Consider the following 17,378-nt stretch of genomic DNA (forward strand, 5'->3'; position numbering starts at 1 on the left):
GGTCGTGCTATATTGAGGGATCATTGACCTCCGGATGATCCCATGTCCCCAGTTTCCATCCTGCTCAACCTGATCTGGATTCTCATCGGCGGCGCCTGGATGGCGTTCGGCTGGCTGGTGGCTTCTGTCATCATGGCCATCACCATCATCGGGCTGCCCTGGGCGCGGGCGGCGTTCAACATCGCCATTTACACGCTGCTGCCGTTCGGCTCGCGCGCGGTCAGCCGTGACGAGGTCACCGGCATGAGCGATATCGGCACCGGCGCCCTCGGGATGATCGGCAACATCATCTGGCTCGTGCTGGCCGGCTGGTGGCTGGCGCTCGGCCACATCCTGACGGCCGTGCTCTTCGCCATCACCATTATCGGCATTCCCTTCGCATGGGCCCATCTGAAGCTCGCGGGGATCGCGCTCTGGCCGATCGGCAAGGTGATCGTGCCGGCCTGACCCTGCCGGCGCTCTTGGCCCCGGCGCACGGCTGTGTGCGCCGCCCCCAACTTCATCTTGCACTGCGGCAGAAAAATATCGCACACTCGGTCCGCCGGGGAGCCATTGGGAGCTCTAGAAAAAGGAGCGAGCCATGTCCCTCCAGACCGTACCATCCGACGCTGCCGATCTTCGCCCGAATCGGCCTGAGGACGTCCAGGCTCTGGAGGCGGATGCCCGGCTGCGCGACGACATTCGCTTGCTCGGGCGCATCCTGGGCGACACGGTGCGCGACCAGGAGGGCGCTGATGTGTTCGACCTGGTCGAGCGCATCAGGCAGACCTCGATCCGGTTCCACCGCGACGAGGACCGGATTGCCCGCCGCGAGCTCGAGCAGATCCTCGACAGCATGTCGACCTCGGAGACGGTTCGGATCGTTCGCGCCTTCAGCTATTTCTCCCACCTTGCCAACATCGCCGAGGATCAGAACAACATCCGCCAGATGCGCACCCGCAGCGCCGCCAACGGCTCCGGGGTGCTGGCGCAAACATTGGCCAACGCCAAGGCCGCCGGCATTGGCGCCGACGCGCTGCGCAGCTTCTTCAAGACCGCGCTCGTCAGCCCGGTGCTGACCGCGCATCCGACCGAAGTCCGCCGCAAGAGCACCATGGACCGCGAGATGGAGGTCGCTGCCTTGCTCGACCGCCGCGAGCGGGTTGCGCTGACCGCGGACGAGGCCGCCGCCAGCGACGAGCAGCTTCGCCGCGAGGTGCTGACGTTGTGGCAGACCAATCTGCTGCGCCGGACCAAGCTGACCGTGCTCGACGAGGTCGCCAACGGCCTGTCATTTTACGACTATACCTTCCTTCGCGAGGTGCCGCGGCTGGTGAACGCCCTGGAGGACCGGCTGGAGGAGGGTGGCGAGCAGGCTGCCAGCGAGCTCGCTTCGTTCCTGAGGATGGGAAGCTGGATCGGCGGCGACCGCGACGGCAATCCCTTCGTCACCGCCGACGTGATGCGCGGCACGCTGCGGCTGCAGTCGAGCCGGGTGATGCAGTTCTATTTGAACGAGCTCCACGTGCTCGGCTCGGAATTGTCGATCGCGGCCCATCTCGCCGATGTCTCCGAGGAGCTGCGCACGCTCGCGGAGCGCTCGCCCGATACCTCGCCGCACCGGAGCGGCGAGCCCTATCGCCTCGCGGTATCAGGCATCTATGCGCGCCTGACCGCGACGGCCGAAAAGCTCGAGGTCGAAATCACCCGCCGGCCGGTCGGCAAGGGCGCGCCTTATCAGAGTGTCAAGGAGCTGCAGGTCGATCTCGACGTGCTGCATCGCTCGCTGATCTCCAACAACGCCCGCGTCATCGCGCGGGGCCGGCTGCGGGTGCTGCGGCGCGCGGTGGATTGCTTCGGCTTCCACCTGGCGCGGCTCGACATCCGCCAGAACTCGGCGGTGCACGAACGTACCATCGCCGAGCTGATGGACGCAGCCAACCCCGGCATGTCCTATCTCGCGCTCGGCGAGGAGGCTCGCATCTCGCTCCTCACCAACGAATTGCGCTCGACGCGCGCGCTGGTGTCGCCCTTCGTCAAGTACAGCGACGAGACCATGGGCGAGCTCAACGTCTTCCATGCGGCCGCAGAAGCGCATGCGAAGTTCGGATCGGACGCCATTCCCCAATGCATCATTTCGATGTGCAAGGGCATGTCTGATATGCTCGAGGTCGCGGTGCTGCTCAAGGAGGTCGGCCTCGTCCATCCCTCCGGGCGCAGCGCCATCAACATCGTGCCCTTGTTCGAGACCATCGAGGATTTGCAGGCCTCTTCCGGCATCATGGATCGCATGTTGTCGCTGCACGATTACCGCCGCCTCGTCGACAGCCGCGGCAGCGTGCAGGAGGTCATGCTCGGCTATTCCGACAGCAACAAGGATGGCGGCTTCGTCACCTCGGGCTGGGAGCTCTACAAGGCCGAGATCGGACTCGTCGACGTGTTCGAGCGTCATCATGTGCGGCTGCGCCTTTTCCACGGCCGCGGCGGCTCGGTCGGCCGCGGCGGCGGACCGAGCTATGACGCCATCGTCGCTCAGCCGGGCGGCGCCGTGAACGGCCAGATTCGTATCACCGAACAGGGCGAGATCATCTCGTCGAAATATTCCAACGCCGAAGTCGGCCGCAACAATCTCGAGGTCCTGGCTGCGGCGACGCTGGACGCGAGCTTGTTGCGGCCGCGCGAGAGCGCGCCGCGCCGCGAATATCTGATCGCGATGGACGAGCTTTCAAATCTCGCCTTCAAGGCCTATCGCGGCCTCGTCTACGAGACCGAGGGCTTCGTCGATTACTTCTGGTCCTCTACCGTGATCAACGAGATCGCGACACTGAACATCGGCAGCCGTCCGGCCTCGCGCAAAAAGACCCGCGCGATCGAGGATTTGCGCGCGATCCCCTGGGTGTTCTCGTGGGCGCAGTGCCGCCTGATGCTGCCCGGCTGGTACGGCTTCGGCAGTGCGGTCGAGCAGTGGATTGCCGAGCATCCCGACAAGGGCATGCCGTTCCTGAAAGAGCTCTACAAGGAATGGCCGTTCTTCCGCATGCTGCTGTCGAACATGGACATGGTGCTGGCAAAAAGCTCGATCGCGATCGCCTCGCGCTATGCCGAGCTCGTGCCTGATGAGGCGTTGCGCGAAAAAATCTTCGGCCGTATCCGTCGCGAATGGCATTCCTGCATCGAGACGCTTTTGGACATCATGGGACAGGATCGCCTGCTGCAGGGCAACCCGCTGCTCGAACGCTCGGTGCGCCACCGCTTCCCCTATCTCGATCCCCTCAACCACGTGCAGGTCGAGCTCTTGCGGGAGCACCGTGCCCAGAATCCGGACGAGCAGGTGCTGCGCGGGATTCAGCTGACGATCAACGGCATCTCCGCGGGGTTGCGGAATACGGGCTAAGACGACGTCGCGACTGCACACTCAGTCGTCATGCCCGGGCTTGTCCCGGGCATCCACATTCTTGGTGCAGCATCGAAGATCGTGGACGGCCGGGACAAGCCCGGCCGTGACGCGTGGTGAGGGCGCGGCATATCTCTCAACAGAAATGCGCCCCCTGCGTCTCCACATAGACCGAATACAGCGACTGGCTCGCGGTCATGAACAGGCGATTGCGCTTTTTGCCTCCGAAGCAGAGATTGGCGCAGGTCTCGGGCAGGAGGATCTGACCGATGCGCGCGCCGTCGGTCGGCGCGAACACTTGCACGCCATCATAGCCCGGTCCGACCCAGCCGGCCCCGACCCAGATATTGCCTTCGGTGTCGACGCGCATCCCGTCGGGAAAGCCTGACTTGCCGTCGAGCTTCATGTCGATCAGCCGCTTCGGGTTCGATAGCTTCTGGCCGTCGAGGTCGTAGGACCACACCACGTTTTCCGCCTGCGGATAATGCGTGATGCCGGTGTCGCAGACATAGACTTTCTTGTAGTCGTGCGAGAAGGCGATGCCGTTCGGCTTGAACGGCTCGTCCGCAACCTTCGTCAACTGCCCGGACTGCGCGTCGAGGCGATAGACCGCCTCTTTCTGATAGGGCTGCAGCGAGCCGGTATTGGCGAGCTTGCCCTCGTAGATGCTGATCGCGCCGTAGCCGGGATCGGTGAACCAGATCGACTTGTCGTTGGGATGCACGACCATATCGTTCGGCCCGTTGAGCGGCTTGCCATTGGCCTGCTCGGCCAGCGCCGTCACCGAACCGTCATGCTCGTAGCGGACGAGGCGGGTGCGCTCGGCGCTGATCTGGCGTCCCTCGGTGTCGAACGAATTGCCGTTGGCCTCGTTCGACGGCTTGTGGAACTGCTCGGAGATGTGGCCGTCGTCGTCGAGATAACGGAGCTGCCGGTTGGCCGGGATATCGCTCCAGACGAGATATTGTCCGTGCGCGTTCCACGCCGGTCCTTCCGCCCACAGGCAGCCGGTGTAAAGCCGCTTGATCGAGGTGTTGCCGACCTTGGCCTTGAAACGCTTGGGATCGATGACGATGATGTCTGGGTCGGGGTAGCGCTGCGGCTCGGCATTGGCGCCGTAGTCGCGGGCGTCGGCGTTCGAAGCGAGGAGGGCGGATGCGGCGACGGTCGCGGCGCCCTTGAGAAGCGTGCGGCGGCCGAGGCCGCTGCGCTCGCCTGCAGTGGTGTCGTCGAAGTTGGTCAATATTCTTGTCATGGTTTCCTCCCAAGTTTTTTGTTGGGAGGACATCATTCGCCTTCATTCAGGCTGAAGCCGGGCGATCTCTGGACAAGACAACCAGAGATCGCAGCACCGTGACGCCGGAATTGTGGCTACATGATCCCTAAACCGGATCCCACGGGAAGATGTCAGCCGAGCGATCCAGCTTGTAGAACGAGCCCTTTAGCGCCGGCATGCCGTGTTCCGCGATCGACTGCGGCGTCCAGCCCTCGCTGCGATGGACCGAACGCAACGGGCGGTTCTGGCTGAACAGGAACAGCTCGTTCATGCGTGCGCCGAAAATCTGTCCGGTGACGTCCTTGGCGGCATCGGAGAGCAGATAGGCGCAGATCGGCGCGATCTTCTCGGGGCCCATCTGCTTGATCTTCTCGACGCGCGCCTTCTCGGCTTCGGTCTCGGTCGGGATGGTGCCGATCATGCGGGTCCAGGCGAACGGCGACACGCAGTTGGAGCGCACGTTGAAGCGGCTCATGTCGAGCGCGATCGACTTGGAAAGCCCGATGACGCCGAGCTTGGCGGCAGCATAATTGGCCTGGCCGAAATTGCCGATCAGGCCGGAGGTCGAGGTGAAGTGCACGAAGGAGCCGCTCTCCTGCTCGCGGAAGATGCGCGCGGCGGCGTGGCTGACATAGAACGAGCCCATCAGATGCACCTTGATGACCGCCTCGAACGCTTCCACGCTCATCTTGTGGAAGATCATGTCGCGCAGGATGCCGGCATTGTTGACGACACCATCCAGCCTGCCGAAGGCATCGGTCGCGGTCTTCACGATCTTGCTGGCGGGGATCGCTTCCGCGACCGACTCGAAATTGGCGACCGCCGTGCCGCCACGCTTTTTGATCTCCTCGACCACTTCCTCGGCGGGCGAAGCGCTCGAGCCGGCGCCGTCAGCGGCCCCGCCGGGATCGTTGACGACGACCTTGGCGCCCTCAGCCGCACAGAGCAGCGCGATCTCGCGCCCGATGCCGCGCCCAGCGCCGGTGACGATGATGACCTTGTCCTGCAGTGATTTGCTCATGTGGGTTACCTCTCGTTCGTAAACACGATCGTGCCTGACGCGGCGAACATGCCGCCGACGCCGTGGCACACTGAAATCTTCGCATTCGGTACCTGCGCCGGCGCGATGCCTCGCATCTGGCGCACGCTCTCCTGGAGCGCGTACATGCCGTACATGCCCGAATGCATGTAGGAGAGGCCGCCGCCATTGGTGTTGAGCGGCAGCCTGGCCCCGGGGCGTGTGTTGCCGTCCGCAATGAATTTGCCGGTTTCCTCATGCGGCATGAACCCGAGATCGCCGAGGCCGAACAGCGGCAGATGCGCAAAGGCATCGTAGATCATGAGGTGATCGACGTCCTTGTGGGCGATGCCGGCTTCCTTGAACGCGAGCGGCCCCGCGGTCTTGAACGCGCGCGAGGAGTTGAACGTTTCCATCTGGCTGACCATTGGCGTTTCCACGCTCTCGCCGGTGCCCATAATATAAACCGGCTTGCGCGGAAAATCCCTGGCGCGGTCGGCCGAGGTGAGGATCAGCGCGCCGCCGCCGTCAGTGACGAGGCAGCACTGCAGAAGGCGGAACGGATAGGCGATCATGCGTGAATTGAGCACGTCGGCGACCGTGATCGGATCCTTCATCATCGCACGCGGATTCTTGGCCGCCCATTCGCGCTGCACGACGGCGACCGACGCAAGCTGTTCATGCGTGATGCCGTAGGTCTTCATGAAACGCAGCACGGGAATCGGGAACATGCTGGGCGGGCCGTAGACGCCATAGGGTGCCTCGAACTGGCCCTGCAGACTGTCGGCGGGGATCGAGCGCGGCGCCTTGCCGATCATCGATTTGCCGCTCTCGGCATGCGTGATCAGCACCGTCTTGCAAAGACCAGCCTCGATCGCCGCGGCCGCATGGCGGACGTGCAGCATGAACGAGCAGCCGCCGACGGACGTGCCGTCCACCCAGGTCGGCTTGATGCCGAGATAGTGGCAGACCTGCTGCGGCGTTTCGACTGCGGTGGCAAAGCCGTCGATGTCGGAGAGCTTCAGACCGGCATCGGCGATCGCATTGAGCGCTGCATCCGCGTGGAGCTGGAGCTGCGACATGTTGGGAATAACGCCGAGCTCGGTGGTCTCGGCCGCGCCGACGACGGCAACGTGGTTCTTGCGCATGGCTTACCCCTTCGCCGGGCGGAACACGGGAAGCGTGATCTTGTCGTCCAGTTGCTGGAACGCGACTTGGAGCTTCATGTCGAGTTCGAGCGCTTCCGGCGTCTGCGGGCAGTCGATGATGTTGCTCATCATCCGCGGTCCCTCATCGAGCTCGACCACGGCGATCGCGTAAGGCGGCGTGAAGCCAGGCGCGGCAGGGCGGTGATTGATCACGTAGCTGTAAAGGAAACCCTTGCCGCTCGCCGCGAAGACAGTGACCTTGCGCGAGGCGCAGGACGGGCAGAACGGGCGCGGCGGAAAGTAGACATGCGCACAGGCATCACAGCGTTGCAGGCGCAGCTCGCCCGCTTTGGTGCCATCCCAGAAATGCTGGGTTTCCGGCGTCGGTTTCGGTCGTGCGCGCTGCGGTTCGGCCATGTCGGCAGCTCCTCCCAAAGGCGAGAACTTGATGCTCGTCCGTTTCAATCTTGATGCGCCAATTGACTATCGCGCGTCAACGGTCCAGCACTGAGCTCTGCACGCCATGTATTCCACCATGCGCACAATTGCGGTTGGCGTGCTTGTGTGCAACTAAGTCCGCACGGTACATAAGTGCCGAGACAAGAAGAGATCGGGAGGATTCCATGTTGAGAACCGTAGGCGTTGCGCTGGTTGCAGGTCTGACCTTCGCTGCGCCGGCCCTGGCTGCGGACGCGCCGGCCGAGATCAAGATCGGCACGCTCTATGCGTCCAGCGGGCGCTATGCCTCGATCTCGATGCCGGTTCACTATGGACTGAAGCTGTGGGTCGAACAGAAGAACGCCGAAGGCGGCGTCTATGTGAAGGCGTTCGACAAGAAGATCCCGATCAAGCTCGTTGCCTATGACGACCAGAGCAACACGGCGACCGCGGCGACTTTGTACAATCAGCTCATCACCCAGGATAAGGTCGATCTTCTGGTGGCCGATTCCGGCTCGGTACTGACCGCGCCTGCGGTCGCGATTGCCCGCGACCACAAGATGTTCCTGTTCGACCAGACCGGCACGGGCGCCAGCTTCTTCTCCAAGGACAATCCCTACATCGCCCTGATGGCCGACCCGGTGTCGACCATCTGGCCGAAGCCGGTCGCCGATTTCGTCTCGCATGATGGACCCGGCCTCGGCATCAAGAAGGTCGCGATTCTCTATGCGACCAACGAGTTCACGGGCACGCAGGCCAACGCGTTCCGCAAGTTCGTCAAGGAATCGGGCGCTCCGATCGAGATCGTCTACGATCAGGGCGTTCCCACCGAGACGACCAACTACACCGTCATCATCAACAACATCGCCAACACCAACCCGGATGCGGTGATTCACTTTGGCTATGCGCCGAACGACATCGCCTTCCTCCGCAACGTCCAGGACGTCGGTGCCAATTTCAAGATGCTGTTCTCGATCTATGCGGGTCTGGAGACCGAGCTGCTCGAGAAGAACGTTGGCGAGAAGGGGCTGGAGCACGTCTTCACCTACGTCCCGCCGCAAGAGCTGAAATATTCCGTGAATTTCGGGATGAACATGGACGAGTACAAGGCGGCCTGGGACAAGAAATATCCCGACGGCAAGGTCGAGTTCGGCTTCAACTCGGTCGCCGGCTACACCACGGCTCTGGTGATCGAAAAGACCCTGTCGGTCGCGACCAGCCTCGATCAGCTCGAGCTGCGCAAGGCGACCTTCAGCCTGTCCAATCAGCTGCAAACGCTGGATGGCACCTTCGCGCTCGACGAGATGGGTGGCCAGATCGGTGAGTTGACGCCGCTTGGCCAGCTCGAGCTTGGCGATCACGGGCATCTCAAGTTCATCTCGATCTATCCCCATGAGACGGCGACCGGAAAGCCGGTCTATCCGCGTCCATGACAGCAAACCCTGCTGGGCAAGTTGTGGGTCAAGTCTTGGGACAAGTCCTGGGAGTCGGCTGCTGATGTTGACCTACGCCTTGGTCGCCGGTGTCCTGTTCGGGCTGTATTTCAGCCTGGTCGGTATGGGGCTTAATCTGGTCTTCGGCGTCATGCGCATTGTCAATCTTGCGCATGGCGACGTGTTGATGCTCGGCGCCTTCGTGGCGCTGGGCGTCGTCGCGCTGGCCGGAATCGACCCACTGTTTGCGGTGCCGCTGGCATTCATGGTGTTTCTGCTGGTCGGTATGCTGCTTTATTGGGTGCTGGTGCCGCGTCTGCAGGGATCCGCAAATCCCGAGATGCTGTCGATCATCCTGTTCTTCGGCCTGTCGCAGGTGGTCGAAGCCATCACCACGATCTTCGCCGGCACCAGCGAGCGCTCGATCCAGAGCCGGCTGCTCGGCACGGTTTTCTCGACCATCAAGGTCCAGCTGTTCGGCGGCAAGCCGGAGACCGGTCCGATCCGCATTCTCGGCCAGGGATTTCCCGCGCCCTGGGTGATTGCTGCCGGAACCAGCCTCGTCGCGATCGGTCTCGTGTACGTCTATCTCTATCGCACCCGGCTCGGCACCCTGACGCGGGCCGTGATGTCGCGACGCGACGAGGCGCTGGCGTCGGGTATCGATGTTGATCGCGTCTCGGCCGCGGCCTTCGGAATCGGACTCGGACTTGCTGCGGTTGCGGGCGTGTTTGCGCCGTTCATGTTCGGCTCGATCACGCCGGCCTTCGGCGCGGACGCGACGGTCACGTCGTTTGCGATCGTCGTGCTGGGTTCGCTCGGCAATCCGCTCGGCACGGCGCTCGGCGGTGTCGTCTACGGTGTCTGCTACATGCTGGTGCAGACCTATCTCAGCTCATGGGCGGATCTTCTGCCCTATGTGCTGCTGATCCTGATCCTCTTGCTACGTCCGAGCGGCCTGCTTGGAAGGCGGGTGCGCGTTGCCTAATGCCGTCAAGCATGTGCTGTTCATTCTGGTGCCGCTGATCGCAGTGTTTGCGGTGCTGCCGGGCCTCTACCAGAACCATCTGCTGCTGTTCAATTTCGTCACGTTCCTGATCCTCGCGCAGGGCGTCAACATCATCTACGGCTTCACCGGCTATTTGCCGTTCGGCTATGTCGGCTTCTTCGGGGCCGGTGCCTATGGATTTGCGGTGCTGGTGATGCACTATCAGTCGCCGGCGCTGGTGGCCGTGCTGGCGGCGGGATTGGTCGGCGTGCTGCTCGGCCTCTTGCTGACGCCGTTGTTGCGGCTCTCCGGCGCCTATTTTGCCATTGCCAATCTCGCCGCGTCACTGGCCGTGCTGCACCTGGTCGCCAATCCCGCATTGGAGGGTATCACCAAGGGGCCGTATGGCGTGTCGCTGACGGGTACGTTCAATCCCTCGCACGCCTATTATGCGGCGCTGGTGGTGCTGACGTTGACGGTGGGCGGTGTCGTCTTCCTGAAGAACTCGAGTTTCGGGCTGGCGCTGCAGGCCGTTCGCGAGGATTCCGTGAGCGCGTCGATGGCGGGGGTCAACGTCGTCAAGATGCGCATTGCGGCCTGGCTGGCGTCAGCGCTGGTGGCGGGGCTCGCCGGCGGCATCTATGCCTGGTACGTGTCCGTGTTCTATCCCGACAACGTCTTTAGCGGCGAGTTCAGCATCTTCGCGATCGTCTTCGCGCTGTTTGGAGGTGTTGCAACGATCTCCGGTCCGATCATCGGCGTCCTGATCCTGTACGGCGTCTACAATCTGATCGGGTTCACGACCCCGCAATATTTCCAGCTCATCTACGGTCTCCTCATCATGGGGTTGGTGTTGTTCCTGCCGGCCGGGCTGGTCTCGCTGGCGACGCGGAGGGGCTGGCATGTCCCCTGACACAAAACCCATTCTCAGCGTCCACAAGCTGGTGAAGCGCTTTGGCGGCTTCGTTGCACTCGACGGCCTCAGCTTTCATGCCGCGCCCGGCGAGGTGTTGGGGCTGGTCGGCCCGAACGGCTCGGGCAAGACCACGGCTATCAACGTGATCTCCGGTCTCTACGCGCCCGACGGCGGCGAGGTCGCGTTCGATGGCGCGTCCATCGGCGGCGTTGCGTCCCACAAGCTGGTCCATCGCGGCATCAACAGGACTTTCCAGGTGCCGAAGCCGTTCATGTCGCTGACCGTGCGGGAGAACGTCAGGGTCGCCCTGGCCTACGGCCACATCGGCGGAGCGCCGCCGGCGCTCGACGCGCTGCTCGACGAATATCGTTTGGCCAGTGTGGCCGATCGGCCGGCGGCCGATCTCAACAGTGCGCAGCAGAAGATGCTGGATCTGGTCCGCGCCCTGGCGACGCGACCGCGCCTGCTGCTGCTCGACGAACTCGCCGCCGGGCTCAATCCCGCCGAGCTCGACTGGATTGCCGAGCGGATCAAGCAGCTCGCGGCCGGCGGCATGTCGATCATCGTCGTCGAGCATCTGATGGGTTTCATCGAGCACATCACCGACCGCGTCATCGTTCTCAATGCGGGGCGGGAAATCTTCGAGGGCAAGCTCGCTGCGGCCGTGAAGGAACCGCAGGTGATCGAGGTGTTCTTGGGAGGCGAGCATGCCGCTTGAAGCAACGCCTCTTCTTCAGGCGCAAGGCGTCGATGCGGGCTACGGCACGATGCAGGTGCTGTGGGGCGTCGATCTGGACGTCAAACCAGGCGAGACGGTCCTGCTGCTCGGCGCCAACGGTGCCGGCAAGACCACGTTCCTGAAGTCGCTGGTCGGCCTGGTCGAGGCTCGTCACGGCAGCATCGCGCTCGGCGGGCAGGACATCGCTCATATGCGCTCCAGCGACCGCATGAAGCTCGGCATGACCTACATGTCGGAGCTCGCGGTGTTTCCTGACCTGTCGATCGAGGAGAACATCCTGGTGGGGGCTCAGGCGCTGGGTCATGCCAATCCCCGCCGGCGCCTCGACGAGCTCTATGGTCTCTTTCCCGCCCTGCGCGACAAGCGCCGCGACGCCGCCTCCAGCCTGTCGGGCGGGCAGCGCAAGATGCTCGGGATCGCCAAGGCGCTCGCGGCCGAGCCGAAGCTTCTCGTCATGGACGAGCCTTCGGCCGGCCTGTCGCCGCTCTTCGTCAAGGAGGTCATCCGGATCCTGAACGGCCTGCAGGGGCGCGGCATCGCGCTTTTGATCGCCGAGCAGAATATCGGTTTCCTTGAAGTGGCAACCCGCGTATTTGTTCTGGAAGGCGGGCGCATTCGCTTTTCCGGCACGGTTGCCGAGATGACCGACAACGAGGCGCTGCGGCGCGCCTATTTTGGATTGAAATAGCGCGGCAGTGTTTTGGCCGCGCCCGACGCAGGCGAACCAGACATGCCGAACGCCCCAACCCTCGCCACATTGGCCGACGATCTCGAAAGCGGCCGCACCACCTCCCGAAAACTGGTCGAGGCGTGCATCGCCAGGATCGCCGATCCCGCCGGCGAGGGGCAGCGCACCTTCATCCTTGTCGACAAGGACGCCGCGCTGACCACCGCCGACGCCATGGATGCCCTGCGCAAGGTCAACGCGGCGCCCTCGCGCTATGCCGGTATTCCCATCTCGATCAAGGATCTGTTCGACATCAAGGGACAGACCACGCGCGCCGGCTCCCGTGCGCTCGACGATTCCGATCCAGCCGAGCACGACGCGGCGGCGGTCGCGCGGCTGCGCAAGGCCGGTTTCGTCGTGATCGGGCGCACCAACATGACCGAGTTCGCCTATTCCGGCATCGGCATCAATCCGCACTATGGAACGCCTAAAGGCGCCTGGAACCGGGCCGAGGGACATGTGCCTGGCGGCTCGTCGTCGGGCGCGGCGGTCTCCGTGCTCGACGGCATGGCGCATGGCGCGCTCGGCACCGACACCGGCGGCTCCTGCCGCATTCCTGCGGCCTATAACGGCATCGTCGGCTACAAGCCGACGCAGCGCCGCGTACCGCTCGACGGCTCCGTGCCGCTGTCGTTCTCGCTCGACAGCATCGGCCCCCTGGCGCGCTCGGTCAGCTGCTGTGCCATTCTCGATGCGGTGCTCGCCAACGAGCCGATCACGGCGCTCAAGCCGCGCCCCGTGAAGGGCATGCGGCTCGCCGTGCCGACCACGATCGCGCTCGACGATCTCGATGCGCCCGTGGCCGAAACCTTCGAGCGCGCGCTGAAATCGCTCGCCGATCACGGCGCCATCATCGAGCGCATCGAGATGATCGAATTCCACGACATCGGCCCGATGAACGCCAAGGGCGGCTTTGCGGCGTCCGAGAGCTATGCCTGGCATCGTTATCTCATCACCGCCAAGGGCGATGTCTACGACCCCCGCGTCTCCGTCCGCATCATGCGCGGCGAGGCGCAGAGCGCGGCCGACTACATCGATCTCCTCAACGAGCGCCGGTCGCTGATCGCCCGCGTCAACGCCCGCATCGCGCCCTATGACGCCTTGGTGCTGCCAACCACCGCCAACACGCCGCCGAAGATCGCCGATCTCGCCGACGACAAGGCGTTCACCACGCAAAACCTGCGGGCACTGCGCAATTGCACCCTGATCAACATGATCGACGGCTGCGCCATCTCGCTGCCGGCGCATCGCGAGGGCGAGGTTCCCGTCGGCCTGATGCTTGCAGGGGCGGGCGGCTCGGACCGCCGTATCTTTGAACTTGCTGCCGGCATGGAGGCCGTCATTCGTGTTTGACCTCACTTTCACCGTCGACGCCCAGGGCACCACCACGCCGCTGACCTTGGCGATCGACCAGATGGTCATCGCCGGCTGGACCGGCCGCGATCCGGTCGCGCGCGACAAGCACATCGCCGAGCTGCAGGAGATGGGCATCGCGCCGCCGGCCTCGACGCCGATCTACTATCGCGCCTCGGCGCGACGGCTCACTCAGGAAGACGGCATCGAATGCACCGGCGGCGATTCCTCAGGCGAAGTCGAGTTCGTGCTGATCGGCTGGCAGGGCCGCATCTTCGTCGGTTGCGGCTCCGACCACACCGACCGCAAGGTCGAGGCCTACAACGTCACCGTCTCCAAGCAGATGTGCGACAAACCGGTCGCCTCGACGCTGTGGGAGCTCGAGGACGTCATCGGCCATTGGGACAAGATGATCCTGCGCTCCTACGCCACCATCAATGGCGAGCGCGTGCTCTACCAGGAGGGCACGCTGGATGCGATGCTGCCGGTCGATGACCTCATCGCGCGCGGTTTTGCGGGCGGCAAGTTCCCGGACGGCTGCGCCATGTTCGGCGGCACGTTTGCCGCCAAGGGCGGCATCCGCCCGGCCGAGCGTTTCGACTTCGAGCTGGAGGATCCGGTGCTGAAGCGCACGATCAAGCACGGGTATGACGTAACGACGCTGCCGGTGCGAGGCTGAGGTCCGTCCCCAACGTCATTGCGAGGAGCTTTTGCGACGAAGCAATCCAGACTGGTTCCGCGGAGGTAGTCTGGATTGCTTCGCTGCACTCGCAATGACGGGGAGAGAGTCATCGGAAATCGGGTGGTAGAGGGTGAGCTAGCTTTGCGAAAGTGTTGGCCATGACAGCAACAGCACGCAAATCGCTCCAAAAGCCATCCGCTGACCTCGCCGCTCACGTCGCAACCCTCGACTGGCCCCACATCACCACCGAACTCGACACCCAGGGCTGCGCTGTCCTGAGGAACCTGCTCACGCCCGGCCAATGCCGCAGCATCGCCGCGCTCTATGCCGACGATGCGCACTTCCGCAGTCGCATCGTCATGGGCCGCCACGGTTTTGGCCGCGGCGAGTACAAATATTTCTCCTATCCGCTGCCCGATCTGATCGCAGAGCTGCGCCCGGCGCTCTACGGGCAGCTGCAAGGCGTCGCCAACAGATGGAACGAGGCGATGGGGATCGACATCCGTTATCCCGCAAGCCACGCCGCGTTCCTGAAGCGCTGCCACGAGGCAGGGCAGGCGCGGCCGACGCCGCTGCTGCTGCAATACGAGGCTGGCGATTTCAACTGCCTGCATCAGGACCTCTACGGCGAGCACGTGTTCCCGCTCCAGGTCGCGATCCTGCTGTCCGAACCGGGGCGCGATTTCACCGGCGGCGAATTCGTGCTGACCGAGCAGCGGCCGCGCATGCAGTCGCGGGCCGAGGTGGTTCCACTGATGCAAGGCGACGCCGTTGCCTTTGCTGTGCACCATCGCCCGGTGCAGGGGACACGCGGCACCTACCGCGTTAATCTCCGCCATGGCGTCAGCCGGATCAGGTCCGGCCAGCGCCACACGGTGGGTGTGATCTTTCACGATGCGAAATGAGCGGAGCCGTTGACGGCTGATTTGTTCGACAGCGTTGCCGAGGCGCAGCCGTCGCGCGAGGAGATCGCGGACGGCGCCGTGCTGTTGCGCGGCTTCGTCAGGCCGATCGAAAGCGAGCTGATCGAAGCGGTGCGCGGCATCGTGGCGCAGTCGCCGTTCCGGCGGATGACGACGCCCGGCGGCCATTTGATGTCGGTGGCGATGACCAATTGCGGCGAGCGTGGCTGGATCACCGATCATACCGGCTATCGCTATGATCCCATTGATCCCAAAACCGGCGCGCAATGGCCGGCGATGCCGCAAGTGCTCCGCGATCTCGCCCGTCGCGCCGCGGAGCAGGGCGGCTTCAAAGGCTTCGCGCCCGATGCCTGCCTGGTCAACCGCTACGAGCCCGGCACGCGGCTGTCGCTGCATCAGGACAAGGACGAGCTGGATTTCTCTGCGCCGATCGTTTCGGTTTCGCTCGGCCTGCCCGCGACCTTCCTGTTTGGCGGCCTGGCGCGCGCCGACAAGCCGCGCCGCTTTCGCCTCGTGCATGGCGACGTCGTGGTGTGGGGTGGGCCGTCCAGGCTCGCCTATCACGGCGTCGCACCGCTCGCCGAGGGCGAGCACGCGCTGCTGGGGCGCATCAGGATCAATCTGACGTTTCGCCGGACGCGGTGAAGCCGCGGTCGCTCTGGAGTGATGCGAAGCATCGAATCCGGAACCTCGAGATTCCGGGTTCGCGTTTTCGCGCGCCCCGGAATGACAAAACTACGGCTTCGGCGGGTGAATGAACGCCCATGGGCTGACTTCCGAATCCCGCGCTACTTCCACCGAGATCAAATAGGGCCCGCCATGCGCGAGTGCCTTCTCCATCGCCGCCTTGAACTGGTCCGGCGCTGTGACGCGCGCAGAAGCCACACCGAAGGACTCCGCGAGCTTGACGAAGTCAGGATTGACCAGGTCGGATGCGACCACGCGGCCGTCAAAGCGTTCGCGCTGGTCGCGGCGGACATTGCCATAGGCGTTGTTGTTGAACACCAGCGTCACCACGCCGATCTTGAACTGCACGGCGGTGGCGAGCTCCTGCACGCCGAACATGAAGCCGCCATCACCGGTGATCGCGACCACCGGCTTGTCGGGGTTGGCGACCTTCGCCCCGAGCGCGGTCGGAAAGCCCGAGCCGAGCGTGCCCTGATAGCCTGACGTGATGAAGGTGCGCGGCTGGTAGATCGGAAAGCCGTACCAGGAGGCGAAGCCGAACTGGGACAATTCATCCGTGACGATCGCGTTCGCCGGCAGCACCTCGCGCAAAATGTTGAGATACGCCATCTGCGGCTGGACGCGCTGGATCTCTGCCTGAGCGCTCGCACTCGCCTCGCGGATCGCGCCGCGGCGTCCGGCGGTCTTGCTGTAACCGACCTTGCTGACGGCGGCGACGAGATCGGCGGTCGCAGTCTTGGCATCGGCGACGATTGCCGCGGTGGACGGATAGCGCCGCATCTCAACGGGATCGATGTCGATGCGGATGCTCTTGAGCCCGTCGGGCTGGTACGGCCAGCGCGACATCGTCGGCAATTCCAGCCGTGTGCCGATGCCGATCATCAGGTCGGTCTTGGCCCACAGCTTGTAGGCGGCGGCCATGGTGAGGCCGAGCTCATGCGCGTTCGAGACGATGCCGCGGCCGCTGCGGAAGGCAACCACGGGCGCGTCGATCATCTCCGCGAGCTCGAGGATCTCGTCGCGTGCCTCGATCGCACCGCTGCCGACAAAGATCATCGGCGCCTTGCTGGCCTTGACGAGCGCTGCGGCCTGCTTGATCGCATCGGGATCCGGGAGCGGCGCAGGCAGTGGCTCCAGCACCTGCGCTGCAGCGGTGTCGGCGCGCTGCGTAAAGACGTCCCAGGGCATTTCCACCGAGGCGGGACCGCGCCGTCCCGATGTCATCTCCTGAAAGGCGCGCGCGACTGTCGTCGGCGCATTGCCGGGATGTTCGATGCGGTCGGCCCATTTCACATAGCTGCGCAAGGTCGCGAGCTGGTCCGGCATCTCGTGCAGATGGCCGCGGCCCTTGCCGAGAAACTGCGTCGGGACCTGGCCGGTGACGCACAGCACCGGCTCGTTGCAGCCGTAGGCGGTGAGCAGCGCCGCGCTGGCGTTGAGCACGCCGGGGCCGGGCACCACGCTGAACACGCCCGGCCTGCCGCCGGCGCGGGCATAGCCGAACGCCATATAGCCGCAGGCCTGCTCGTGCCGCGCGCCGATCACCTTGAGCTGGGCCTGATGGAAGGCGTCGAACAGGCCGTAGACCTGCGCGCCGGGCAGGCCGAACACGGTGTCGACGCCATGGGCGACGAGCCCGCTTACGATCGCTTCGCCGCCGGTGAGGGTGGTCATTGC

16 protein-coding genes are annotated in these 17,378 nt (G+C 64.2%); 11 read left to right on the top strand and 5 right to left on the bottom strand.

The features are described 5' to 3' along the window. Nucleotides 1-42: 42 nt before the first annotated feature. Together L6637_RS11305 and ppc are read left to right on the top strand one after the other, a co-directional pair. The gene (locus L6637_RS11305) at nucleotides 43-447 is read left to right on the top strand and encodes a YccF domain-containing protein (RefSeq protein WP_237863753.1); all 405 of its coding nucleotides are present in this window, start codon (nucleotides 43-45) and stop codon (nucleotides 445-447) included. Between the two features lie 133 nt (nucleotides 448-580). Further along, complete coding sequence (gene ppc / locus L6637_RS11310) at nucleotides 581-3,373, top strand: phosphoenolpyruvate carboxylase (RefSeq protein WP_237863754.1); 2,793 nt, start codon at nucleotides 581-583, stop codon at nucleotides 3,371-3,373. Nucleotides 3,374-3,509: 136 nt separating this feature from the next. Here the strand turns inward: ppc and L6637_RS11315 are convergent, their stop codons facing one another. The 4 genes from L6637_RS11315 to L6637_RS11330 form a co-directional block, all read right to left on the bottom strand. Beyond that, nucleotides 3,510-4,628, bottom strand: coding sequence for an SMP-30/gluconolactonase/LRE family protein (locus tag L6637_RS11315; protein ID WP_237863755.1), 1,119 nt, complete (start codon nucleotides 4,626-4,628; stop codon nucleotides 3,510-3,512). Nucleotides 4,629-4,755: 127 nt separating this feature from the next. Then, nucleotides 4,756-5,670, bottom strand: coding sequence for an SDR family oxidoreductase (locus tag L6637_RS11320; protein WP_237863756.1), 915 nt, complete (start codon nucleotides 5,668-5,670; stop codon nucleotides 4,756-4,758). Between the two features lie 5 nt (nucleotides 5,671-5,675). Beyond that, nucleotides 5,676-6,815, bottom strand: a complete 1,140-nt coding sequence (locus L6637_RS11325; RefSeq protein WP_237863757.1) for a thiolase C-terminal domain-containing protein — start codon at nucleotides 6,813-6,815, stop codon at nucleotides 5,676-5,678. A gap of 3 nt (nucleotides 6,816-6,818) precedes the next feature. Continuing rightward, nucleotides 6,819-7,232: a Zn-ribbon domain-containing OB-fold protein gene (locus L6637_RS11330; RefSeq protein ID WP_237863758.1), complete on the bottom strand. Its 414-nt coding sequence runs from the start codon at nucleotides 7,230-7,232 to the stop codon at nucleotides 6,819-6,821. A gap of 206 nt (nucleotides 7,233-7,438) precedes the next feature. Here L6637_RS11330 and L6637_RS11335 point away from each other — a divergent pair, with 206 nt between their 5' ends. The 9 genes from L6637_RS11335 to alkB all read left to right on the top strand — a co-directional run bounded on the left by L6637_RS11335 (nucleotide 7,439) and on the right by alkB (nucleotide 15,659). Next, nucleotides 7,439-8,686, top strand: coding sequence for an amino acid ABC transporter substrate-binding protein (locus L6637_RS11335; protein ID WP_237870647.1), 1,248 nt, complete (start codon nucleotides 7,439-7,441; stop codon nucleotides 8,684-8,686). Between the two features lie 64 nt (nucleotides 8,687-8,750). Beyond that, nucleotides 8,751-9,674 carry a branched-chain amino acid ABC transporter permease gene (locus tag L6637_RS11340; RefSeq protein ID WP_237863760.1) on the top strand — a complete coding sequence of 308 codons (924 nt, stop codon included), beginning with the start codon at nucleotides 8,751-8,753 and terminating at the stop codon, nucleotides 9,672-9,674. Beyond that, complete coding sequence (locus L6637_RS11345) at nucleotides 9,667-10,587, top strand: branched-chain amino acid ABC transporter permease (RefSeq protein ID WP_237863761.1); 921 nt, start codon at nucleotides 9,667-9,669, stop codon at nucleotides 10,585-10,587. Before L6637_RS11340 ends, L6637_RS11345 begins: the two co-directional genes overlap by 8 nt. After that, nucleotides 10,577-11,308, top strand: a complete 732-nt coding sequence (locus L6637_RS11350; protein WP_237863762.1) for an ABC transporter ATP-binding protein — start codon at nucleotides 10,577-10,579, stop codon at nucleotides 11,306-11,308. Before L6637_RS11345 ends, L6637_RS11350 begins: the two co-directional genes overlap by 11 nt. Then, entirely contained in the window at nucleotides 11,298-12,017 is a 720-nt protein-coding gene (locus L6637_RS11355) for an ABC transporter ATP-binding protein (protein WP_237870649.1), read from the top strand. The genes L6637_RS11350 and L6637_RS11355 overlap by 11 nt, the downstream gene beginning before the upstream one ends. Nucleotides 12,018-12,059: 42 nt before the next feature. Next, a complete protein-coding gene (locus L6637_RS11360; protein ID WP_237870650.1) occupies nucleotides 12,060-13,409 on the top strand; it encodes an amidase in 1,350 nt (449 codons plus the stop codon). Further along, on the top strand, nucleotides 13,402-14,088 hold the full coding sequence (locus L6637_RS11365; RefSeq protein ID WP_237863765.1) for a DUF2848 domain-containing protein: 687 nt from the start codon (nucleotides 13,402-13,404) through the stop codon (nucleotides 14,086-14,088). Before L6637_RS11360 ends, L6637_RS11365 begins: the two co-directional genes overlap by 8 nt. 161 nt (nucleotides 14,089-14,249) lie before the next feature. After that, nucleotides 14,250-14,996, top strand: a complete 747-nt coding sequence (locus L6637_RS11370) for a 2OG-Fe(II) oxygenase (protein WP_237870652.1) — start codon at nucleotides 14,250-14,252, stop codon at nucleotides 14,994-14,996. 9 nt (nucleotides 14,997-15,005) lie between these two features. Further along, nucleotides 15,006-15,659, top strand: coding sequence for a DNA oxidative demethylase AlkB (gene alkB / locus L6637_RS11375; RefSeq protein ID WP_237870654.1), 654 nt, complete (start codon nucleotides 15,006-15,008; stop codon nucleotides 15,657-15,659). Nucleotides 15,660-15,749: 90 nt separating this feature from the next. On the opposite strand, the gene L6637_RS11380 is transcribed toward alkB, so the two are convergent. Next, nucleotides 15,750-17,375 carry a thiamine pyrophosphate-dependent enzyme gene (locus tag L6637_RS11380; protein ID WP_237870656.1) on the bottom strand — a complete coding sequence of 542 codons (1,626 nt, stop codon included), beginning with the start codon at nucleotides 17,373-17,375 and terminating at the stop codon, nucleotides 15,750-15,752. Between the last annotated feature and the right edge of the window lie 3 nt (nucleotides 17,376-17,378).

Origin of the sequence: Bradyrhizobium zhengyangense (genome assembly GCF_022012435.1) — a bacterium.
Classification (GTDB): Bacteria; Pseudomonadota; Alphaproteobacteria; order Rhizobiales; family Xanthobacteraceae; genus Bradyrhizobium; species Bradyrhizobium zhengyangense.